This is a genomic window from Blautia sp. Marseille-P3087 (assembly GCF_900120195.1).
GTDB lineage: Bacteria > Bacillota > Clostridia > Lachnospirales > Lachnospiraceae > Blautia_A.
In genome coordinates this window covers 796239-811904 of record NZ_LT635539.1, presented here as the reverse complement: position 1 = coordinate 811904, position 15666 = coordinate 796239, and the positions used below count along the sequence as shown (strand labels likewise).

The following is a 15666-nucleotide window of genomic DNA, read 5'->3' as shown; positions in this document are numbered from 1 at the left end:
CATGAACACTAACATACCAACAATTACAGTTGATCCAGAACTGAGAGAACTGATTTTACCATCAGAAAAACTGGTTCTGGGTATTAACGGAGATGTGGAAGTTAATGCAGTACAATTCCAGCTTCCACTTACATACAGGGAACTGGAATTGAAAAAATTAACACCACGCATTAATTATGTCAATCCAAACGGTGACACAAACTACTATGAATCTACCATGGAATCCGATGAATCCAACTGTTACTTCATCTGGCCAATCACACCGGATATTACGGCATACACCGGACATGTAAGATTCTCCCTCACCCTGTATCAGACAGAGGGAGACAACATACTCCACAAATTCAACACCCGGTCTGCAGTAGGCCGAGTCTATATAGGATTCGAGGCAGAAACACAGGTCACTCCGGAGCAACAGCAGACCTTGCTTGGCAAGCTGGAAACCCAGATCAAGGCAGACCTCAACGATCACACCGAAAAACTCAAAAATCAACTCACCGAAAAAGGAAAGGAGATCCTTGACGGCTTCGGAGAATCCGGAAGCGCAGTTGAGGAACTGAAAAACATCAAACAGGATCTCAACACCAAATTAACCGCCCCCCCAACTCCCGAACCCGGTAAAATCCTCAAAATTAAATCAGTCAACGAAGACGGCACATTCGTCTGCGAGTGGGCTGACGGTGGAAGTAACTTGGATGTGCGGATTAATGGAGAGAGTATCGTTCAGGATGGAGTTGCGGAGATACCGATAGCTCCTGCACGTAAACCTGGATTGGTATCTATAGATGCCTATGCTGTTCAAGGGGGTATTCATCGTGCAAATGAAAAGATAGGACTTATTAGAATATACTCTGCCGAGGAAACATCTATCGATAGAAGAAATACTGCATATTGCCCTATTGTTCCTGCAAATCTCGACTACGCTGTTAAAGCCGCCATGTGTGACGGAAAAGGTGCAGCATGGACAGCAGATGAACAGGTAGCGGCTAGGGAGAGGATGGGGATGAATGATTGGGAACTTATTGCTGAAATTACAATGCCGGAAGATGCCGAAGAAGCAAATGCACTAACCATTGATACTGATATTAATGGGAAATCATTTCGGCTTATAAAAGCAAGACTTTGTGCATTGTTTCCAAAATACACCGGAGAGTCAACAATTCCGAATTATAGCTTTATGTCAATAAACGGCGTGAGTACAGGACCAAACGCACCATTGTATTATACATCAGCATGGAATAAGCTATCAAAAAATAATAGAACAGGAATGATCTACGAAATCGACATATCTGGCCCACAGAGGATTGAAAAACGCGAACGATCCGTTAACAGTGGATGGGCTGATACATATTACGGGGTTGCAACCGATAATATAGGGGTTATTATTTCTGACAATATTAACATACAATCTATAACCTCTATAGGAGGTACATCAATGTTGATATATCCCGGATGTAAATTTATGCTGTATGGAGTGAGAGGAGAACGAAATTGAAAATAGCAGAATACAAACAAACAGGAACACGTACAGAATCCTACACAGTAACCATTCCAGCCGAATACGATGAAGAGGGCAATCTCATCTCTGAAGAACATGAAGAAACCCGTACCCGTGAAGTACCAGTGATGGGAATGGTCTACAGAGATATGACACCCGAAGAGATTGCTGAACTGGAGAAGATTCAGACAGAACTCCCAGAAGAGCAACCAACTCAGCAAGATCGTATCGAGGCACAGGTTATGTATACGGCACTGATGACTGACACATTACTTACAGAAAGTGAGGAAGCATGATGTTTGAGAAAATTAAGAGATTTTTCAATTTGCGACTTTACACGGCAAAACAGATCAGACAGTTTTGTACGAAAGGTGTAATCACACCGGAACAGTATAAGCAGATCACCGGAGAAGAGTACTAAGAGGGAAAACATATGAAAATCAGAGCAGAGCCGCAAGGCTCTTATTTTATTGGAATTTGCGCCGGCGCAACCGGAGAAAGTGTGAAAGAGTGAATGAATTATTAATACAGACTTATACCATTGCATTACCTATCCTTCTGGGGTATATCGTCTGGCTCTTGAAGAACCAGAAAAAGGACCGTGATGCCAACAGCAAGGGAACAATGCTCCTGCTCCGCACACAGCTGATTGAGTATCATGCGAAATATATGCAGCTGGGAGATATCCCATCGTATGCGTATCAGAATTTTTGCGAAATGTATGATGCTTATCATGCTTTGGGTGGGAATGGGATGGTGACAAAAATGAAACAGGAAATTGAAGAATTACATATCAAGCGCAAAGGAGAATGAACATGGATATGAATGTAATGATGCAGTATGTAACTTATGGACTTGCAGCACTCGGAGTGCTTGCCTTCATGGTGTCGATCGTTGTACAGACAATCAAAGAGCTTCCGAAACTCAACAAGATTCCAACCAGTATTGTAGCACTGGTCACGTCACTGATCTTGTGCCCTGTGGCGGTCGTGGTCATGTGTATATATTATAAGATTGTGATCACCTGGTACTATGTCTTTGCTTCATTTCTGGCCGCATTTATTGTTTATCTGGTATCCACCGGCGGCTGGGAGAAAGTGAAGGATATCTGGGACCGTACAAAATATGCTTCGAGGGACGAGTGATCGTCCCTCACTTACTACATAGGAGGGATGATAGATGGAAATAAAAGGTATTGATGTCTCTGCGCATCAGGGCAAGATTAACTGGGACACGGTCGCCGCTTACGGCATGGATTTCGTATTTCTGCGCATCACCGAACTCGGGAACGTTGTGGATCCATACTTCGAAACTAACTTCGCAGCATGCAATAAGCACAAGATCCCAGTCGGAGTATATAAGTATTCGTACGCAATGACCATCGCTGAGATCCAGAGCGAAGCCCGAAAGGTAGTCTCAACACTTAACGGCCGGAAAATCCAGTTCCCGGTATTCCTTGATCTGGAATATCACAACCAGCGAACACTCGGAGCAGAGAGTATCCACAAGATGGCGGATGCCTTCCGGAAGATCATCGAGGCAGCAGGGTACAAGTTTGCAATCTACTGCAACCTTGACTGGTACATGAACGTGATCTGCAGTCACCTCAGAAAATATGAGTTCTGGATTGCCCGCTATCCAGCCAATGACAGCGGAACCCTGCAGGAAAGGCTCCGGCCGGATATTGGTATTGGATGGCAGTACAGCTCAAAAGCGAAAATTCCGGGAATCTCCGGTAACGTAGACAGAGATGTATTTTACAAGGATTATACAGAACCACAGAAGGAGGTAACAGCAGTGTCAACAAAAACAAAACTGCAGGAATTCAACGATCTTGGTGATTTCTATGCCGGAGAAGGAACCGGTAAGCCATATCTGGAAAAAGGTACACTCGCATATCTGGACGACTTCCAGCGTAATGCAGGATATAACAACTACACAAAGTTTGCACGAGATGTCAACAGCTGGGGACAGCCAGGATGCCAGGGACAGCCATGGTGTGCGATATATCAGTTCTGGAAACTGGTAAAAGTATTCGGACTGAGTAAGGCGCTGGAAATCATGGGCGGCGGTTTCTACAACTGCCAGAGCGTCACACGACATGCAAAAGCAAACGGCACATGGAAGAAGACTCCAAAGAAAGGGGCACTGATCATCTTCCGGAATGGCGCTCACATTGGATCCGTGCGTACATACGATACAAAGTACGTGTATACAAACGAAGGTAACACTTCCAGTGCACCAGGCGTTGTTGCCAATGGCGGCGCGTGCCGGAACAAAAAATATAAGCTCACAGATTCCGCGATTGACGGATATGTCTGGATCGATTACGGTGCAACCGCAGATCAGACATCAACAGCGACAGCAATTAAGCTGAACAAGACACCGAAGTATGTAGCGAAAGTTACAGCAACAGAACTCAATGTGCGTTCCTGGGCTGGTGCAGAGAAGCCGAAGATTAAAAAGTGGCCACTCCTGAAGAAAGGAAATCTGATAGATGTATGCGATACCATCAAGGCAGCAGACAAGTCAGAATGGAACTATATCCGGATTGCCGGTAAGTACTATGGATTTGCTGCAAAGAGATATCTGAAGAAACAGTAATATAAGAAGAAACTCCGGCAGGTACCCATCTGCCGGAGAATATTGTATCATCTTTGAAAGCATTAGAATATTCTGGTTAGTCACACGTTGGTCACAAATAAAAACTGGAAACCCGCATAAACTGGGCATGTGGCACTACTTTGCCTTTTCTAATGTAAAAATAAATTCGGTGCCGATACCTTCAGTACTGATAACATTGATGTGCTGACCATGTGCGTTGATGATTTCTTTGACAATTGCCAGACCGAGACCGGTGCCTTTCTGGTCTTTGCCACGGGATCGGTCGATTTTGTAAAAACGTTCCCATATTTTATGAATGCTTGCTTTGGGGATTCCGATTCCGTGATCTTTGACAGAAACAAAGATTTTGCCATTCTTTTCGGTGGTTTCAATCGTAATCGTTGAGTTATCCGGACTGAATTTGATTGCATTACTGAGAAGATTATACAAAACCTGCTGGATCTGTTCCATGTCGGCCTGTGCCAGCAGTTCCTTGCCGGACAGAATCAGCTCCAGAAGAATATTACGGCTGGTGCAGGAACCCTCAAAGGAGGCTGCGGTTGCTTTGATTACACCGTTGATATCAAAAGGCTGAATGTTCAGCATACGTTTTTGAATATCGAGTTCGTTGAGAGTCAGAAGCCCGCGGGTAAGCTTTTCCAGACGCTCTGTTTCGTAGGAGATGATCTTTAAGTACTTTTCCTGCATTTCCACAGGAATCGTACCGTCGATCATTGCCTCTATATATCCTTTGATAGAGGTAAGCGGAGAACGGAAATCGTGGGAAATATTGGAAATAAACTGTCTCTGGTATTCTCCGCTGCGATTCAGTTTATCAGCCATGTAGTTCAGGTTTTTTGCCAGATAGCCCATTTCATTTTCGGAATCAAGGGGGATCTGATAAGAAAGATTTCCGTTTGCAAATTCTGAAGCACCTTTTGTGATTTCCCTCAGTGGACGGCGGATATACCGGCTGTACCACAGAAAGAGCGCTGCTGCAACCAGATAAGTGATGATATACAGAAGCTGGATGATCCACAAAAGACCGCTGCGGCTCTGGTAGAGGTCACTCATCAGATAATGAACAGCAACATACCCTTTGATATTCATATCTTCAATGATCGGAGCAATCGTGCTTAAACGAGCTTCCGGGAAATAACCATAGAAGTTCCCAATCTGGTAATAGTTGCTTCCCCAGGAAGCAGGATTAAAACCATCCAGATCAATCGGATGATCAGGAGAAATATCCTTGCGTGTACTCAGGATGAGCTGACCGTTGCTGTTAATGATCCAGATGATCGTATCATTACCTGTGGCAAGAGACAGATTGTTCTGGATTTCTTCCATATCAGAAGAGGTAATGCTGTGGCTGACCAGATCACTTTTGGCAATCCGGTGCGCAGTCTGATACATATCGGAACTGATGGATTTTTCCAGCTGGTTTTCCAGAAGATGGGAGCCCACGTATGTTACCACAAAAAATCCGAGTACACCAAGCAGGATATATATGCCAAAAAACACCGAGATCAGTTTCTTTTTCATTTGTTTTTGACCTCAAATTTATAACCGATGCCCCAGACGGTGGAAAGGCTCCACTGCGGATGATCTTTGATTTTTTCACGCAGACGTTTGATGTGTACGTCTACGGTTCGGGTATCGCCAATATATTCATATCCCCAGATATGGTCAAGAAGCTGCTCTCTGGTAAATACCTGATTTGGAGAGGCTGCCAGAAAATAGAGCAGTTCCAGTTCTTTTGGCGGCATATCCACCTGTCTGCCCATATAGGTGACAGAATAGTTGGTAAGATTGATTGTCAGATCCGGGAAACTTACACATTTTTCATCAGGGTTACCGGCTGGCTGACGAACCTTGAAACGACGGAGAACGGCGCGTACACGGGCAACCAGTTCCTTTGTGTCAAAAGGTTTGATAATATAGTCGTCGGCACCAAGTTCCAGACCGAGAACTTTGTCAAAAGTTTCTCCTTTGGCAGAAAGCATAATGATCGGAACGTCGGAATTGTGACGGATTTCGCGACAGACCTGATAACCGTCGATTCCCGGAAGCATCAGATCGAGCAGAATCAGGTCAGGATGAAAAGTATTGAATTCTTTCAGTGCCTGTTCTCCGTCATTTACGATTCTGGTTTCAAAACATTCTTTTGTAAGATATAAAGAAATCAGTTCAGCAATGTTGTTGTCGTCATCTACGATTAAGATTTTCTGTTTTGTTACCATGGTATTCGCCTTTCTGTTATTTCTTGAATTCTACGATTGTAACACCGGCATCGCCCTCGCCAAATTCACCGAGACGGTAGGATGCGACATGCTTCTGGCGTTTCAGGTAATTGTGTACACCTTTTCTAAGTGCGCCGGTTCCCTTACCGTGAACGATTCGTACTGTTTTCAGATGTGCGATATATGCATCATCCAGATACTTGTCCAGCTCTGCAATCGCCTCGTCAACGGTTTTGCCGAGAAGGTTGATCTCGGTGGAGACGCTTGCAGATTTTGACATGCGGATCTTTCCGGCTCCGGTCCGGGAAAGAGAAGGTGTAGTGATCACCGGTTCATCAATCAGTTCCAGATCAGAAATATGAACTTTGGAACGGATGATTCCCATCTGTACAAACAGATATCCTTTGGAATCAGGGCGCGTACTGATCGTACCTTTGAGATTCATACTGAGGACACGTACAGTATCACCCGGACGGACATCTTTTGCGGTGAGCTCTTTCTTTGGCTTCTTTTTGGCAGCTGGCTGAGACATCTTTTGTTCTGTTTTATTGAGTTTCTGACGAAGTTTCTGACGTTCCCGTTCCACGGCCGCCGTATCTACATAATCATTATGGAATTTATGGAAAAGCTTCATGGTCTGATCTGCATAATCTTTTGCTTCCTGCAGAACTTTGTGGGCTTCTTCGTTTGCCTGACGGATGATGCGGTCTTTCTGAACATCCAGCTTTTCCTGTTTGCTTTCTAACTGTTTTTTTAGTGTTTCGATTTCCTGTTTGTACTGTGCAATTTCCGTGCGTTCGTTTTCAATTGTGACACGGCTTTCTTCGAGAGAAGTCAGGACGTCTTCGAAAGACTCGTCCTGTTCATTGATCTGTTCTTTTGCTTTTTCAATGATGGACTGAGGAATGCCGAGTTTGGAGGAAATTGCAAAGGCATTACTTTTACCCGGAATACCGATCAGGAGACGATAGGTCGGGCTTAAGGTTTCTACATCAAATTCACAGCAGGCATTTTCGACACCTGACGCGGAGAGGGCAAATATCTTCAGTTCACTGTAGTGAGTAGTTGCCATGGTCCGGATTCCACGCTCGTGAAGATAAGAGAGAATGGAGATGGCAAGTGCTGCGCCTTCTGTCGGGTCCGTTCCGGAACAGAGCTCATCAAAAAGTACGAGAGAATGACGGTCTGCTTTATCCAGAAAAGAAACAATATTGGTCATATGTGAGGAAAAAGTACTTAAGGACTGTTCAATACTCTGTTCATCACCAATGTCTGCATAAACTTCATGAAAAAGTGCAAGTTCGCTGCGGTCAAGTGTCGGAATATGAAGCCCGGACTGTCCCATAAGAGTCAGAAGGCCGACTGTCTTGAGGGATACGGTTTTACCACCGGTATTCGGACCTGTGATGACAAGAAGATCAAATGTGTCACCGAGCCGGATGTCGATTGGGACCACTTTCTTTTTGTTGATGAGTGGATGGCGGGCCTTTTTGAGATTGATGCGTCCTTCATCGTTAAAAATCGGTTCGCTGGCATTCATATCCATGGCAAGTGCAGCTCTTGCAAAAATGAAATCAAGCTGTACCATGATCTTAAGATTCAGTGAAATAGTTTCCTGTTCCAGTGCAATCTGCTGGCTGAGATCTGCAAGGATCACTTCGATTTCTTTTTGCTCCTGTAACTCCAGTTCGCGAATGTCGTTATTTAATTTAACAACAGACATCGGTTCGATGAAAAGTGTAGAACCGGTGGAGGACTGGTCGTGGATCATTCCGGGAACCTGACCTTTGTATTCGGCTTTGACCGGAATACAGTATCTGCCGTTTCGCATGGTGATGACAGAATCCTGCAGATAAGTACGGGCACCGCCGTTTACCAGTGAAGCGAGCTGTGTGTGGATTCGGTCATTTGTGATTTTCATATTGCGGCGGATCTGGCGAAGTGCCGGGCTTGCATCATCACTGAACTCATCCTCAGAAATAATACATCTGCGAATTTCGGCAGAGAGTGGTGTCAGTGGAGAAAGTACATCAAACATACCATCCAGAGAATCGACCGGAAGATCGTTTCGCTCTTTACGTGAATATGCTTTGACTCTGGAAGTATTTTCCAGAAGAGCGCAGATAGCAAGAATTTCCTGAATACCGAGAGAACTTCCGATTTCCAGACGTTTCAGGGACCCACGTACGTCTTTGACATTTCCGAAAGAAACAGAGCCTTTCTGAAAAAGTCTTGTCAGGGCATCCTTCGTCTGAAGCTGCATCAGACGGATCTCTTCAAGATCGGTGGAGGGTTCCAGATTTTTACAGAGCTGCTTACCCATATAGGAAGAAGCCTTGTCTGTAAGTTTTTCTATGATTTTTGGATATTCCAATGCATTAAGTGCTTTTTGATTCATAATTACTCCTCGTTGCTGAATTGGCTTAGTTTACCAGTTTCTATTCTACATGATTTAGGCAGGAATGAAAAGAAAAATGTGAAATTTTGTTCATAAAAATTTCATAAAATCCGGGTATGATTTTCTCTCAGTATTGTATTTACAGGGCTTGCGGGAATAGGCAGTGAGTGGGGAATGAGGGTTTTGTGACATTGTTGTGACAAATGCCGGGAAAAACATAAATTTACTGGCTAAGAAAGCAGTAGAAAAGATATGATGTTTTCTTTTTAATTTTGAGTATGAAAAAAGCAGCCGATCATAAATGAAAGACTGCTTTAAATCATATCCTTTATTGCTTTGTGTGGAGATTTAACTGATTGTCTATGTCACGTCCGGCATACATTACTCTAAGTATTGTTACAACCTTTCTAGCGTTATCTGGAATATAAAATACTACATAATTGTCTACTGGCAATATACGAAGTCCACGACTTTTCCACGGTTCTTTTTCATATTTTCGATAACGTTCCGGCATCGTATCCAGACTTAACATCTGTTCTTCCAGACGGTCAAGCTGTCCGCTTGCATTTTCCGGCGATTGTAATTCAAAAGCAATATATTCAAAAATTCCTCTTAAATCACAGTCAGCCTGTTCGGATACTTCTACTTCATATATCATAAGCCATAATCCTTGCGAATGTCAGCAAAGGCTTTCTTAGCATTTTTTGTCCGTCCAGCCTGCATATCCGCATAGCCCTTCTCCAATTCTTCATTGAACTCTGCTTCTAATAATGTGTTGATGTCAACAGGTCTGGCAGATGGTATTTTTACTTCAAACGGAAGTCCTCTCTGTAAGATAATCTGTTTATAAAACATATTGATAGCACTGGAAGCAGGGATACCAAGTGTAGACAGGATACTTTCTGCTTTTTCTTTGACATCCGGTTCAATCCTTGCATATAAATTTGCTGATTTTGTAGCCATATAAAACATCTCCTTTCGTGAGTAGTGTTTCCATCTATCTTTATTATATGCAAATGTCCGTACAATAGCAATACTAATTTTGCACTCCAATAATCTTATTTGTGTGAAGGTGCGGTTTTGATTTGTCGAAAAATGTCGAATTGTAATTGTTGTACTGTTACATAATTGAAGATATGATAAAAGAAAAACGGGAGGAGAAATAGGAATGGAAAAAGTTACAGTTATATACATTATTGCGATATCTTTGCAACTTGCAGGCGCAGTTATTTTGATTATTAATTATTGTAGAAATACTCACAATCAAATAATTGATAGATATTTTCCGGGTAGTAATTTGGTGGAAAGAGATAACAAAGATAATATTGTTTTGGAAAAAGAGAGAGTACAAGAAGTTGTGCGAGAAATATTTATGAACAGATGCGCATTTTTCTATATTGGCGCAGGTTATATAGTCGGAATATACGGGGAAGCAGGAAAAACAAATAAATGTATTATATCAATATTAGTGATTATAGGAAGTTTTTTACTAATAGTGTTAGGTGAGATTATTTTGAATGGTATAGTTAAAAAACGCTATAAAGAGGATATGGAAATTCCGTACAATTCAGTTGCGAGCAAGGCTGATGCCTTACCAACAGAAAAAGAAATGGACGAAATAGTAGAGGATGTATTTAAAAATTAGGCCATACATGTTAAAAGCACTCAATGCCTATGGCTTGATGCCTCTTAAGTAGACGAGGGAAACAACCGGATCTACTTAAGGGGAATCAGGAGAGGTATTGGGTGCTTTTTTGTTTGAAATATTCTCTGTTTCAAGGAATGTTGCTTTTAAATCGTAAAATTTAGCTCGATATTTTTCTACATTGAGATTAGACATATATATTTGCAATTCATCAAGAGATTTAAGAATCGCAGATAAAGAATTTAAATCTTTGATTGTATTACGCCCATGTTTTTCTTTACCAGTAAGGAGTGCATGATAACAATAACTATTTGAAATATTAGTATTACAAGAGGTTGCATATTGTCTGATTTGATCTAATAGTAAATTACCGTTTTCAGTTGTTATAAGGTAATCCAATATTATATTCCAGTCAGTGGCAATCTCTCTATATGTGGAATTTTCTTTTCTAATTTGATACATATTTAATATGCTTAATTTTTGAAAAGCATCAGGAGAGAGCGCATAAGTTTTATCTATATATGCCTGAAAATGAGTATCAGATTGTAGTCTACCCAATAAAAAGTCTACATCACAGTCGAGAATTGTTGATAAGTTAATTAGTTCTAATGTTTTGGGTAAGGTGTTTTTTTCCCAAGATCTGTATGTTTTAAGAGTTACATCAAGTATATCTGCCAATTGTCTTTGTGTATATCCTTTTTCTTTACGTTTCTTTTTCAGATTTTTAGTAAATGTGTTTATTACATCTTCATGCTCAATTATAGGTATATTATTACTTATTTTCATTCAATATTCCTCCAACAATGAGTAGTAAATAGGTAATTGTTTACCTATATCATATCAGATACAATTAGACTTGTAAATAGCAAACAGTTAATAAGACGAAGTGAATACGAGGTGAAAGCATGATAAAAACAAACGAACACAATGTATCATTTAATGATTTAACAGTCGATACCGCAGGGCTTCAGGCATTAACGCACGCAGGTATTAAAACTGCAACAGAAATTGGAGTGGCAGCAGGAGCAAAGATTTATGTAGGAAGACGCGTTTTATGGAATGTAGCAAAAATCAGAAAATATCTGGACGAAATCTCTGAGTAATGCGGTGATTCTATGGGAGTATATGAAAACCTGCTGCCGGGGAAAGAAAACGCACTGACACCAGAGTACCTTACTGTGAAATGTCACTTTTCCAGTGTCCGAATGCTTCAAAAACAGATCGAAGCAGAACGTAAGGCTGGCAAAGTCATATTATCAAACACCACGCCGCCTGGAGGCTATTATCTTCCAGCAGCAGGAGACACAATGGAAATTCGGAAGTTTATTCGCACGCTTGAGAATCGAGGAGAGAATACTTTACGGGTTTTGGAGAGTGCAAGAGAACTTTTGGAAGAGTTGGAAGGTGATAAGAATTGACTTTTGAAAGGATTTTATCACACTTTCAAGTTATGAAACGCGGGACAGGCAAGGCGCAATGCATTTGTCCGGCACATGTAGATACAAAGGCTAGTTTAACACTTACGGATGGTAATGATCGAGCATTGATTATGTGTCATGCTGGATGTAGTGCTGAGAAAGTTGTTGATGCAGCAGGATTAAAAATGTCAGATTTATTTTACGGAGATGGATTGGCAAAGGAAAGATGGCGAGCGTACATAGAGAATCGTGAAAAAAGAAAAATCGAGGCTGTGTACAATTATGCTTCCATTAATGGTGATTATGCTTATACGAAAGTACGATTAGAAGGCAAGAAAATGCTTTTTGGAATCTTGAGTAATGAACGTTTTGCTTATGGCCTAAATGGGAAAAATAAGAAAACGTTTAATGCAGTATACGGAAGCATATCCAGTATAAAAAGGGCTATTGAGAGAAAAGAATCAGTATTTATTCCAGAAGGTGAGAAAGATGTTAATACCTTAGTAAAAAAAGGATATACTGCTTTTTCATGTGGTGGTGCTAATGACTGGAATAAAAATGTATCTGAACTTTGTAAAGATGCAGATGTGATAGTTTTGGCAGATAATGATGATCCGGGAAAGAAATTAGCGTCTACTGTTGTAAGAGACTTAAAAGGTACTGCTAAGAGTATCAAGATAATTATTCCAATGCCAGAGGTGCCTAAAGCAGACATTACTGATTATTTTGAAGCAGGACATACTGTTGAAGAATTTGAAAATCTAATAAGGAATGTTGACGATACAGAGAAGGTTTGTACAGATGTTCAGCAAGATCAGAAGCAAGATGTAGGCAAAAAACGGGCCGTAACACAAAAAAGCAAGGACGAAGTAGCTGGAGGTCCGGCATTAGTCTTTAAATTCCTCGACTGCAACTATGATGAAGATGGAAATGTAAAAAGCGTAAAACAGCTTGTACATAATTTTGAAATCGTTATGGATAAAGACAGTCGTTTTGCCGGAAAAATCCGCCTTAATGAGTTTGCACAACAACCTTACTTATATGGTAATGTACCATGGGAAAATGAGAATAATTGCAGAGCATGGAGCAGTCATGATGATTCAGCCCTATTTTCACTGATACAGGCTGATTATGGGCTTAAAAGCCGACAGGACTTTGCAGATGCATTGAAAAATGTTTCTATGCGGAATAAATTCCACCCAGTAAGAGAATTACTGGATTCCCTTACATGGGATGGAAAAGAGCATATAAGAAGCCTGCTACCGGAATATCTTGGAGCAGAGGATTCTGATTATACATACCAGGTAATGTGCTTATGGATGTTAGGAGCTGTTTCAAGAGTGTATAAACCCGGAAGTAAATTTGATTATACAATTATTTTACAGGGGTCACAGGGCATTGGCAAGAGTACGTTTCTGAAATTGATGGCTTTGGACGATTCATGGTTCAATGATTCATTGGACAGCTTGGATTCAGACAAAGCGGTCCAGTCGCTTACCGGATCATGGATCATTGAGCTTGCAGAACTTAAATCTTTGGCAAGGACGGCGGGCGGTGTGGAGAGCGTAAAGCGATTCCTGACAGCCACACAGGACAAATATAGGATTCCTTATGAAAGGCGAGCAGACACGTTTTATAGACAGTGTGTATTTGCTGGAACCACTAATAAAGATGATTTCTTGCAGGATGAGACAGGAAACAGGCGTTTTCTTATTATTCATACAGGCGTTATAAAACCATCTAAGAGCCTTTTTGCACCAGAAGTCATGGACGATATAAAACAGGCATGGGCGGAAGCAGTGCATATTTGGAAAAACGAAGATCCAGAGTTGATACTTTCGGAAAAATGTATGCAGCAGGCTAAAGAGCTTCAAGAGGCAAATATGGCAGATGATGGCAAGCGTGGAATTATTATGGACTACTTGGAAGGGAAAACTCAGGTGTGTGCAAGAGAAATATGGTTTGAAGCATTAAAGGAAACTATACCGCCTAAAAACTGGCAGGCATCAGAAATAAATAACATTGTTGCTAAAGTACCGGGATGGGAAAGGCTTAAAACACCACGTAAATTTGATGGATATGGACAACAACGAGGCTTCAGAAAAATAGCAATGAAAACTACAGAAGAGGAATCTGAAAATTCTGAGTTTGTTGTTGTTTCAGAGCAAGAACAAATGGAGCTTCCGTTTGATTAAGTAATTTTGCGGTTGTTTTTATGAATTGTAGTGAAGTTTGTAGAATGAATGTAGTTCGCTTAAACTCAGTATTTACAAGTGTTTCTACATATTCTACAAATACTACATTCTATAAAAAGAAATATATAAAAGATAATAATAGAGGGATATAAGGGTATATAAAGAAAACTTTAAACTCTTTGGAACGATTGTAGTTGTAGTCTGTAGTTGGATTTTGTAATGGATTTTATAGGCGGCTTACCGCCGGAAAGGACAATAATTATGAAAATAATGACACAGGATAAAACAAGAGTTTTAAATTTTAAAATGACGTATATCAGTTATGTAAGTAAGAACCGTATTTGTGAGGGTGATTTTGGTATTGCAGAATATGCAAGTCCAGAACGCGCGAAAGAAGTGTTGAATGATATGTTTCAAAAGTATGCAGCAGGAGAAAAAGCGTATATCATGCCGGAGGAGTAGCTAATGGATGGTAAAGAAGAATTAAAGCAGATATATGACATCTTCACGGGTTGCTGGAGGTTATACAAAAAGCTGTATCCTCCGAGCAGACCTGAAGACGATGCATACTGGCAGGGAATGATGAAAGAATTAGAAGTGTTACGGAAGAATCATCATCATTCTCGGCTGTGTGAGGACCTTCTTTGTGCTGTTGTCAGGAATTTAGAAACAAAATCCAAAAGAAGTAATCCTGCTGCCAGTATGAAAGAGTAATGAGGGCGGTCACCCTTGTGATTCATCATATCATGCCAGACTGAACGGTGCAAGATGGGGCAAACATGTACCACAACTGTGGTCAGGTTTGATGGTAAAATATATGTAACAGGTAATATTTCATTGTTGCGGAGGTGATATTGGTGGTAGTTATTGCACTTTTGTTATTTGTGATTGTATGTGAGCTGGCGGCTATTTATGACAGACAGAATGGAGGTAAGTGACATGGGAAGAAAGAAAAAGATTTCAGATCAGAGACGTTTATACACGGAAAGAATGAGGTTGCAGAAGGGGGTATTTAGTTCTCTGGCTAATGCGGCTGGACATATCGGAGAGCTTTATGCGGATTTCGTTCAAAGTGATGAGGTACGCAATTCAATGAGAGCTACAGCAGATAAGGTCACAGAATGCATGGATGGGATTAGGGAGCTTAATGAACTGGAAGAACAGCTGAAAGCAGAAGAACAGGAAAGCGAGGAGGAAGATTAATGGAAAAGGTAATAGTTCAGACTGGTGCGAAGACATACCAGATTGCAGACCAGGACGGAAATGATCTGGGTGTGTTCAGATTTATTCCTTCAGATGCAGGTATTTTAAAGAGGTATAAAGAGGCAGCAACTTTCTTTACAGGAATCAATGACAAAATCAAGGACAAAGACTTCGAGGAAATTCTACCGGATCTGGAAAAAGAAGCTGGTGAAAAGATTGATCTGTTGTTTGGTGCTCCTGTATCAGAGAGTTTCTTCAAGATTACCAGTCCGTTTACCATTCTCGACAGCGGGGAAATGTTCGCAGAACAGATTATCACTGTAATTGGTGGAATCATCGAAAAAGAGCTGGATGCAAGGGAAAAGGCACAGCAGAAAAGGATAAAAAAGTATACTGACAAATACGCAAAGAAAGAAGTAGCCGAAGCGTAGCTACATAACAGGGCTGTCCTGGTAACGGGATGGT

At 41.2% G+C, this 15666-nt stretch carries 20 protein-coding genes; 14 read left to right on the top strand and 6 right to left on the bottom strand.

The features are described 5' to 3' along the window. Position 1 precedes the first annotated feature (1 nt). The 6 genes from BQ7344_RS03880 to BQ7344_RS03855 all read left to right on the top strand — a co-directional run bounded on the left by BQ7344_RS03880 (position 2) and on the right by BQ7344_RS03855 (position 4102). A complete protein-coding gene (locus BQ7344_RS03880; RefSeq protein WP_072521496.1) occupies positions 2 to 1495 on the top strand; it encodes a hypothetical protein in 1494 nt (497 codons plus the stop codon). Continuing rightward, positions 1492 to 1794, top strand: coding sequence for a hypothetical protein (locus BQ7344_RS03875; protein WP_072521495.1), 303 nt, complete (start codon positions 1492 to 1494; stop codon positions 1792 to 1794). The genes BQ7344_RS03880 and BQ7344_RS03875 overlap by 4 nt, the downstream gene beginning before the upstream one ends. Continuing rightward, a complete protein-coding gene (locus BQ7344_RS03870; protein ID WP_083585477.1) occupies positions 1791 to 1919 on the top strand; it encodes an XkdX family protein in 129 nt (42 codons plus the stop codon). The genes BQ7344_RS03875 and BQ7344_RS03870 overlap by 4 nt, the downstream gene beginning before the upstream one ends. 89 nt (positions 1920 to 2008) lie before the next feature. Further along, positions 2009 to 2311, top strand: a complete 303-nt coding sequence (locus BQ7344_RS03865; protein ID WP_200793031.1) for a hypothetical protein — start codon at positions 2009 to 2011, stop codon at positions 2309 to 2311. Between the two features lie 2 nt (positions 2312 to 2313). Then, positions 2314 to 2643, top strand: a complete 330-nt coding sequence (locus BQ7344_RS03860; RefSeq protein ID WP_072521493.1) for a ribonuclease — start codon at positions 2314 to 2316, stop codon at positions 2641 to 2643. Between the two features lie 34 nt (positions 2644 to 2677). Then, on the top strand, positions 2678 to 4102 hold the full coding sequence (locus tag BQ7344_RS03855; protein WP_072521492.1) for a glycoside hydrolase family 25 protein: 1425 nt from the start codon (positions 2678 to 2680) through the stop codon (positions 4100 to 4102). Between the two features lie 135 nt (positions 4103 to 4237). On the opposite strand, the gene BQ7344_RS03850 is transcribed toward BQ7344_RS03855, so the two are convergent. The 5 genes from BQ7344_RS03850 to BQ7344_RS03830 all read right to left on the bottom strand — a co-directional run bounded on the left by BQ7344_RS03850 (position 4238) and on the right by BQ7344_RS03830 (position 9703). Then, entirely contained in the window at positions 4238 to 5644 is a 1407-nt protein-coding gene (locus BQ7344_RS03850; RefSeq protein WP_072521491.1) for a sensor histidine kinase, read from the bottom strand. Beyond that, positions 5641 to 6342 (bottom strand): response regulator transcription factor, encoded by a 702-nt coding sequence (locus BQ7344_RS03845; RefSeq protein WP_072521490.1) that lies wholly within the window; start codon positions 6340 to 6342, stop codon positions 5641 to 5643. The genes BQ7344_RS03850 and BQ7344_RS03845 overlap by 4 nt, the downstream gene beginning before the upstream one ends. 16 nt (positions 6343 to 6358) lie before the next feature. Next, complete coding sequence (locus BQ7344_RS03840; RefSeq protein ID WP_072521489.1) at positions 6359 to 8740, bottom strand: endonuclease MutS2; 2382 nt, start codon at positions 8738 to 8740, stop codon at positions 6359 to 6361. 328 nt (positions 8741 to 9068) lie between these two features. Beyond that, positions 9069 to 9398 carry a type II toxin-antitoxin system RelE/ParE family toxin gene (locus BQ7344_RS03835; RefSeq protein WP_072521488.1) on the bottom strand — a complete coding sequence of 110 codons (330 nt, stop codon included), beginning with the start codon at positions 9396 to 9398 and terminating at the stop codon, positions 9069 to 9071. Then, positions 9395 to 9703: a type II toxin-antitoxin system RelB/DinJ family antitoxin gene (locus BQ7344_RS03830; RefSeq protein WP_072521487.1), complete on the bottom strand. Its 309-nt coding sequence runs from the start codon at positions 9701 to 9703 to the stop codon at positions 9395 to 9397. The genes BQ7344_RS03835 and BQ7344_RS03830 overlap by 4 nt, the downstream gene beginning before the upstream one ends. 205 nt (positions 9704 to 9908) lie before the next feature. On the opposite strand from BQ7344_RS03830, the gene BQ7344_RS03825 reads away from it, so the two are divergent. Next, complete coding sequence (locus BQ7344_RS03825; RefSeq protein ID WP_072521486.1) at positions 9909 to 10385, top strand: hypothetical protein; 477 nt, start codon at positions 9909 to 9911, stop codon at positions 10383 to 10385. Between the two features lie 75 nt (positions 10386 to 10460). Here BQ7344_RS03825 and BQ7344_RS03820 read toward each other — a convergent pair whose 3' ends face one another. Beyond that, positions 10461 to 11171 (bottom strand): helix-turn-helix domain-containing protein, encoded by a 711-nt coding sequence (locus BQ7344_RS03820; protein WP_072521485.1) that lies wholly within the window; start codon positions 11169 to 11171, stop codon positions 10461 to 10463. A 119-nt stretch (positions 11172 to 11290) separates the two neighbouring features. Here BQ7344_RS03820 and BQ7344_RS03815 point away from each other — a divergent pair, with 119 nt between their 5' ends. From BQ7344_RS03815 to BQ7344_RS03785, 7 genes are all read left to right on the top strand, one after another. Then, positions 11291 to 11488, top strand: a complete 198-nt coding sequence (locus BQ7344_RS03815; RefSeq protein WP_072521484.1) for a hypothetical protein — start codon at positions 11291 to 11293, stop codon at positions 11486 to 11488. A 12-nt stretch (positions 11489 to 11500) separates the two neighbouring features. Then, positions 11501 to 11803 (top strand): hypothetical protein, encoded by a 303-nt coding sequence (locus tag BQ7344_RS03810; RefSeq protein WP_072521483.1) that lies wholly within the window; start codon positions 11501 to 11503, stop codon positions 11801 to 11803. Further along, complete coding sequence (locus BQ7344_RS03805; RefSeq protein ID WP_083585476.1) at positions 11800 to 13998, top strand: virulence-associated E family protein; 2199 nt, start codon at positions 11800 to 11802, stop codon at positions 13996 to 13998. The genes BQ7344_RS03810 and BQ7344_RS03805 overlap by 4 nt, the downstream gene beginning before the upstream one ends. A gap of 261 nt (positions 13999 to 14259) precedes the next feature. Further along, positions 14260 to 14460: a hypothetical protein gene (locus tag BQ7344_RS03800; RefSeq protein ID WP_022380604.1), complete on the top strand. Its 201-nt coding sequence runs from the start codon at positions 14260 to 14262 to the stop codon at positions 14458 to 14460. A 3-nt stretch (positions 14461 to 14463) separates the two neighbouring features. Beyond that, entirely contained in the window at positions 14464 to 14712 is a 249-nt protein-coding gene (locus BQ7344_RS03795; RefSeq protein WP_072521480.1) for a hypothetical protein, read from the top strand. Between the two features lie 225 nt (positions 14713 to 14937). Continuing rightward, positions 14938 to 15201 carry a hypothetical protein gene (locus BQ7344_RS03790; protein WP_083585475.1) on the top strand — a complete coding sequence of 88 codons (264 nt, stop codon included), beginning with the start codon at positions 14938 to 14940 and terminating at the stop codon, positions 15199 to 15201. Continuing rightward, entirely contained in the window at positions 15201 to 15632 is a 432-nt protein-coding gene (locus tag BQ7344_RS03785) for a hypothetical protein (RefSeq protein ID WP_072521478.1), read from the top strand. The genes BQ7344_RS03790 and BQ7344_RS03785 overlap by 1 nt, the downstream gene beginning before the upstream one ends. Positions 15633 to 15666: the final 34 nt, after the last annotated feature.

Bases quoted from the DNA above. Each gene is read 5' to 3' on its own strand.
- BQ7344_RS03795 (WP_072521480.1), top strand. From the start codon at position 14,464: ATGGATGGTAAAGAAGAATTAAAGCAGATATATGACATCTTCACGGGT.
- BQ7344_RS03880 (WP_072521496.1), top strand. From the start codon at position 2: ATGAACACTAACATACCAACAATTACAGTTGATCCAGAACTGAGAGAA.
- BQ7344_RS03870 (WP_083585477.1), top strand. From the start codon at position 1,791: ATGATGTTTGAGAAAATTAAGAGATTTTTCAATTTGCGACTTTACACG.
- BQ7344_RS03860 (WP_072521493.1), top strand. From the start codon at position 2,314: ATGGATATGAATGTAATGATGCAGTATGTAACTTATGGACTTGCAGCA.
- BQ7344_RS03845 (WP_072521490.1), bottom strand. From the start codon at position 6,342: ATGGTAACAAAACAGAAAATCTTAATCGTAGATGACGACAACAACATT.
- BQ7344_RS03850 (WP_072521491.1), bottom strand. From the start codon at position 5,644: ATGAAAAAGAAACTGATCTCGGTGTTTTTTGGCATATATATCCTGCTT.
- BQ7344_RS03815 (WP_072521484.1), top strand. From the start codon at position 11,291: ATGATAAAAACAAACGAACACAATGTATCATTTAATGATTTAACAGTC.
- BQ7344_RS03820 (WP_072521485.1), bottom strand. From the start codon at position 11,171: ATGAAAATAAGTAATAATATACCTATAATTGAGCATGAAGATGTAATA.
- BQ7344_RS03830 (WP_072521487.1), bottom strand. From the start codon at position 9,703: ATGGCTACAAAATCAGCAAATTTATATGCAAGGATTGAACCGGATGTC.
- BQ7344_RS03840 (WP_072521489.1), bottom strand. From the start codon at position 8,740: ATGAATCAAAAAGCACTTAATGCATTGGAATATCCAAAAATCATAGAA.
- BQ7344_RS03825 (WP_072521486.1), top strand. From the start codon at position 9,909: ATGGAAAAAGTTACAGTTATATACATTATTGCGATATCTTTGCAACTT.
- BQ7344_RS03810 (WP_072521483.1), top strand. From the start codon at position 11,501: ATGGGAGTATATGAAAACCTGCTGCCGGGGAAAGAAAACGCACTGACA.
- BQ7344_RS03800 (WP_022380604.1), top strand. From the start codon at position 14,260: ATGAAAATAATGACACAGGATAAAACAAGAGTTTTAAATTTTAAAATG.
- BQ7344_RS03790 (WP_083585475.1), top strand. From the start codon at position 14,938: ATGGGAAGAAAGAAAAAGATTTCAGATCAGAGACGTTTATACACGGAA.
- BQ7344_RS03855 (WP_072521492.1), top strand. From the start codon at position 2,678: ATGGAAATAAAAGGTATTGATGTCTCTGCGCATCAGGGCAAGATTAAC.
- BQ7344_RS03785 (WP_072521478.1), top strand. From the start codon at position 15,201: ATGGAAAAGGTAATAGTTCAGACTGGTGCGAAGACATACCAGATTGCA.
- BQ7344_RS03835 (WP_072521488.1), bottom strand. From the start codon at position 9,398: ATGATATATGAAGTAGAAGTATCCGAACAGGCTGACTGTGATTTAAGA.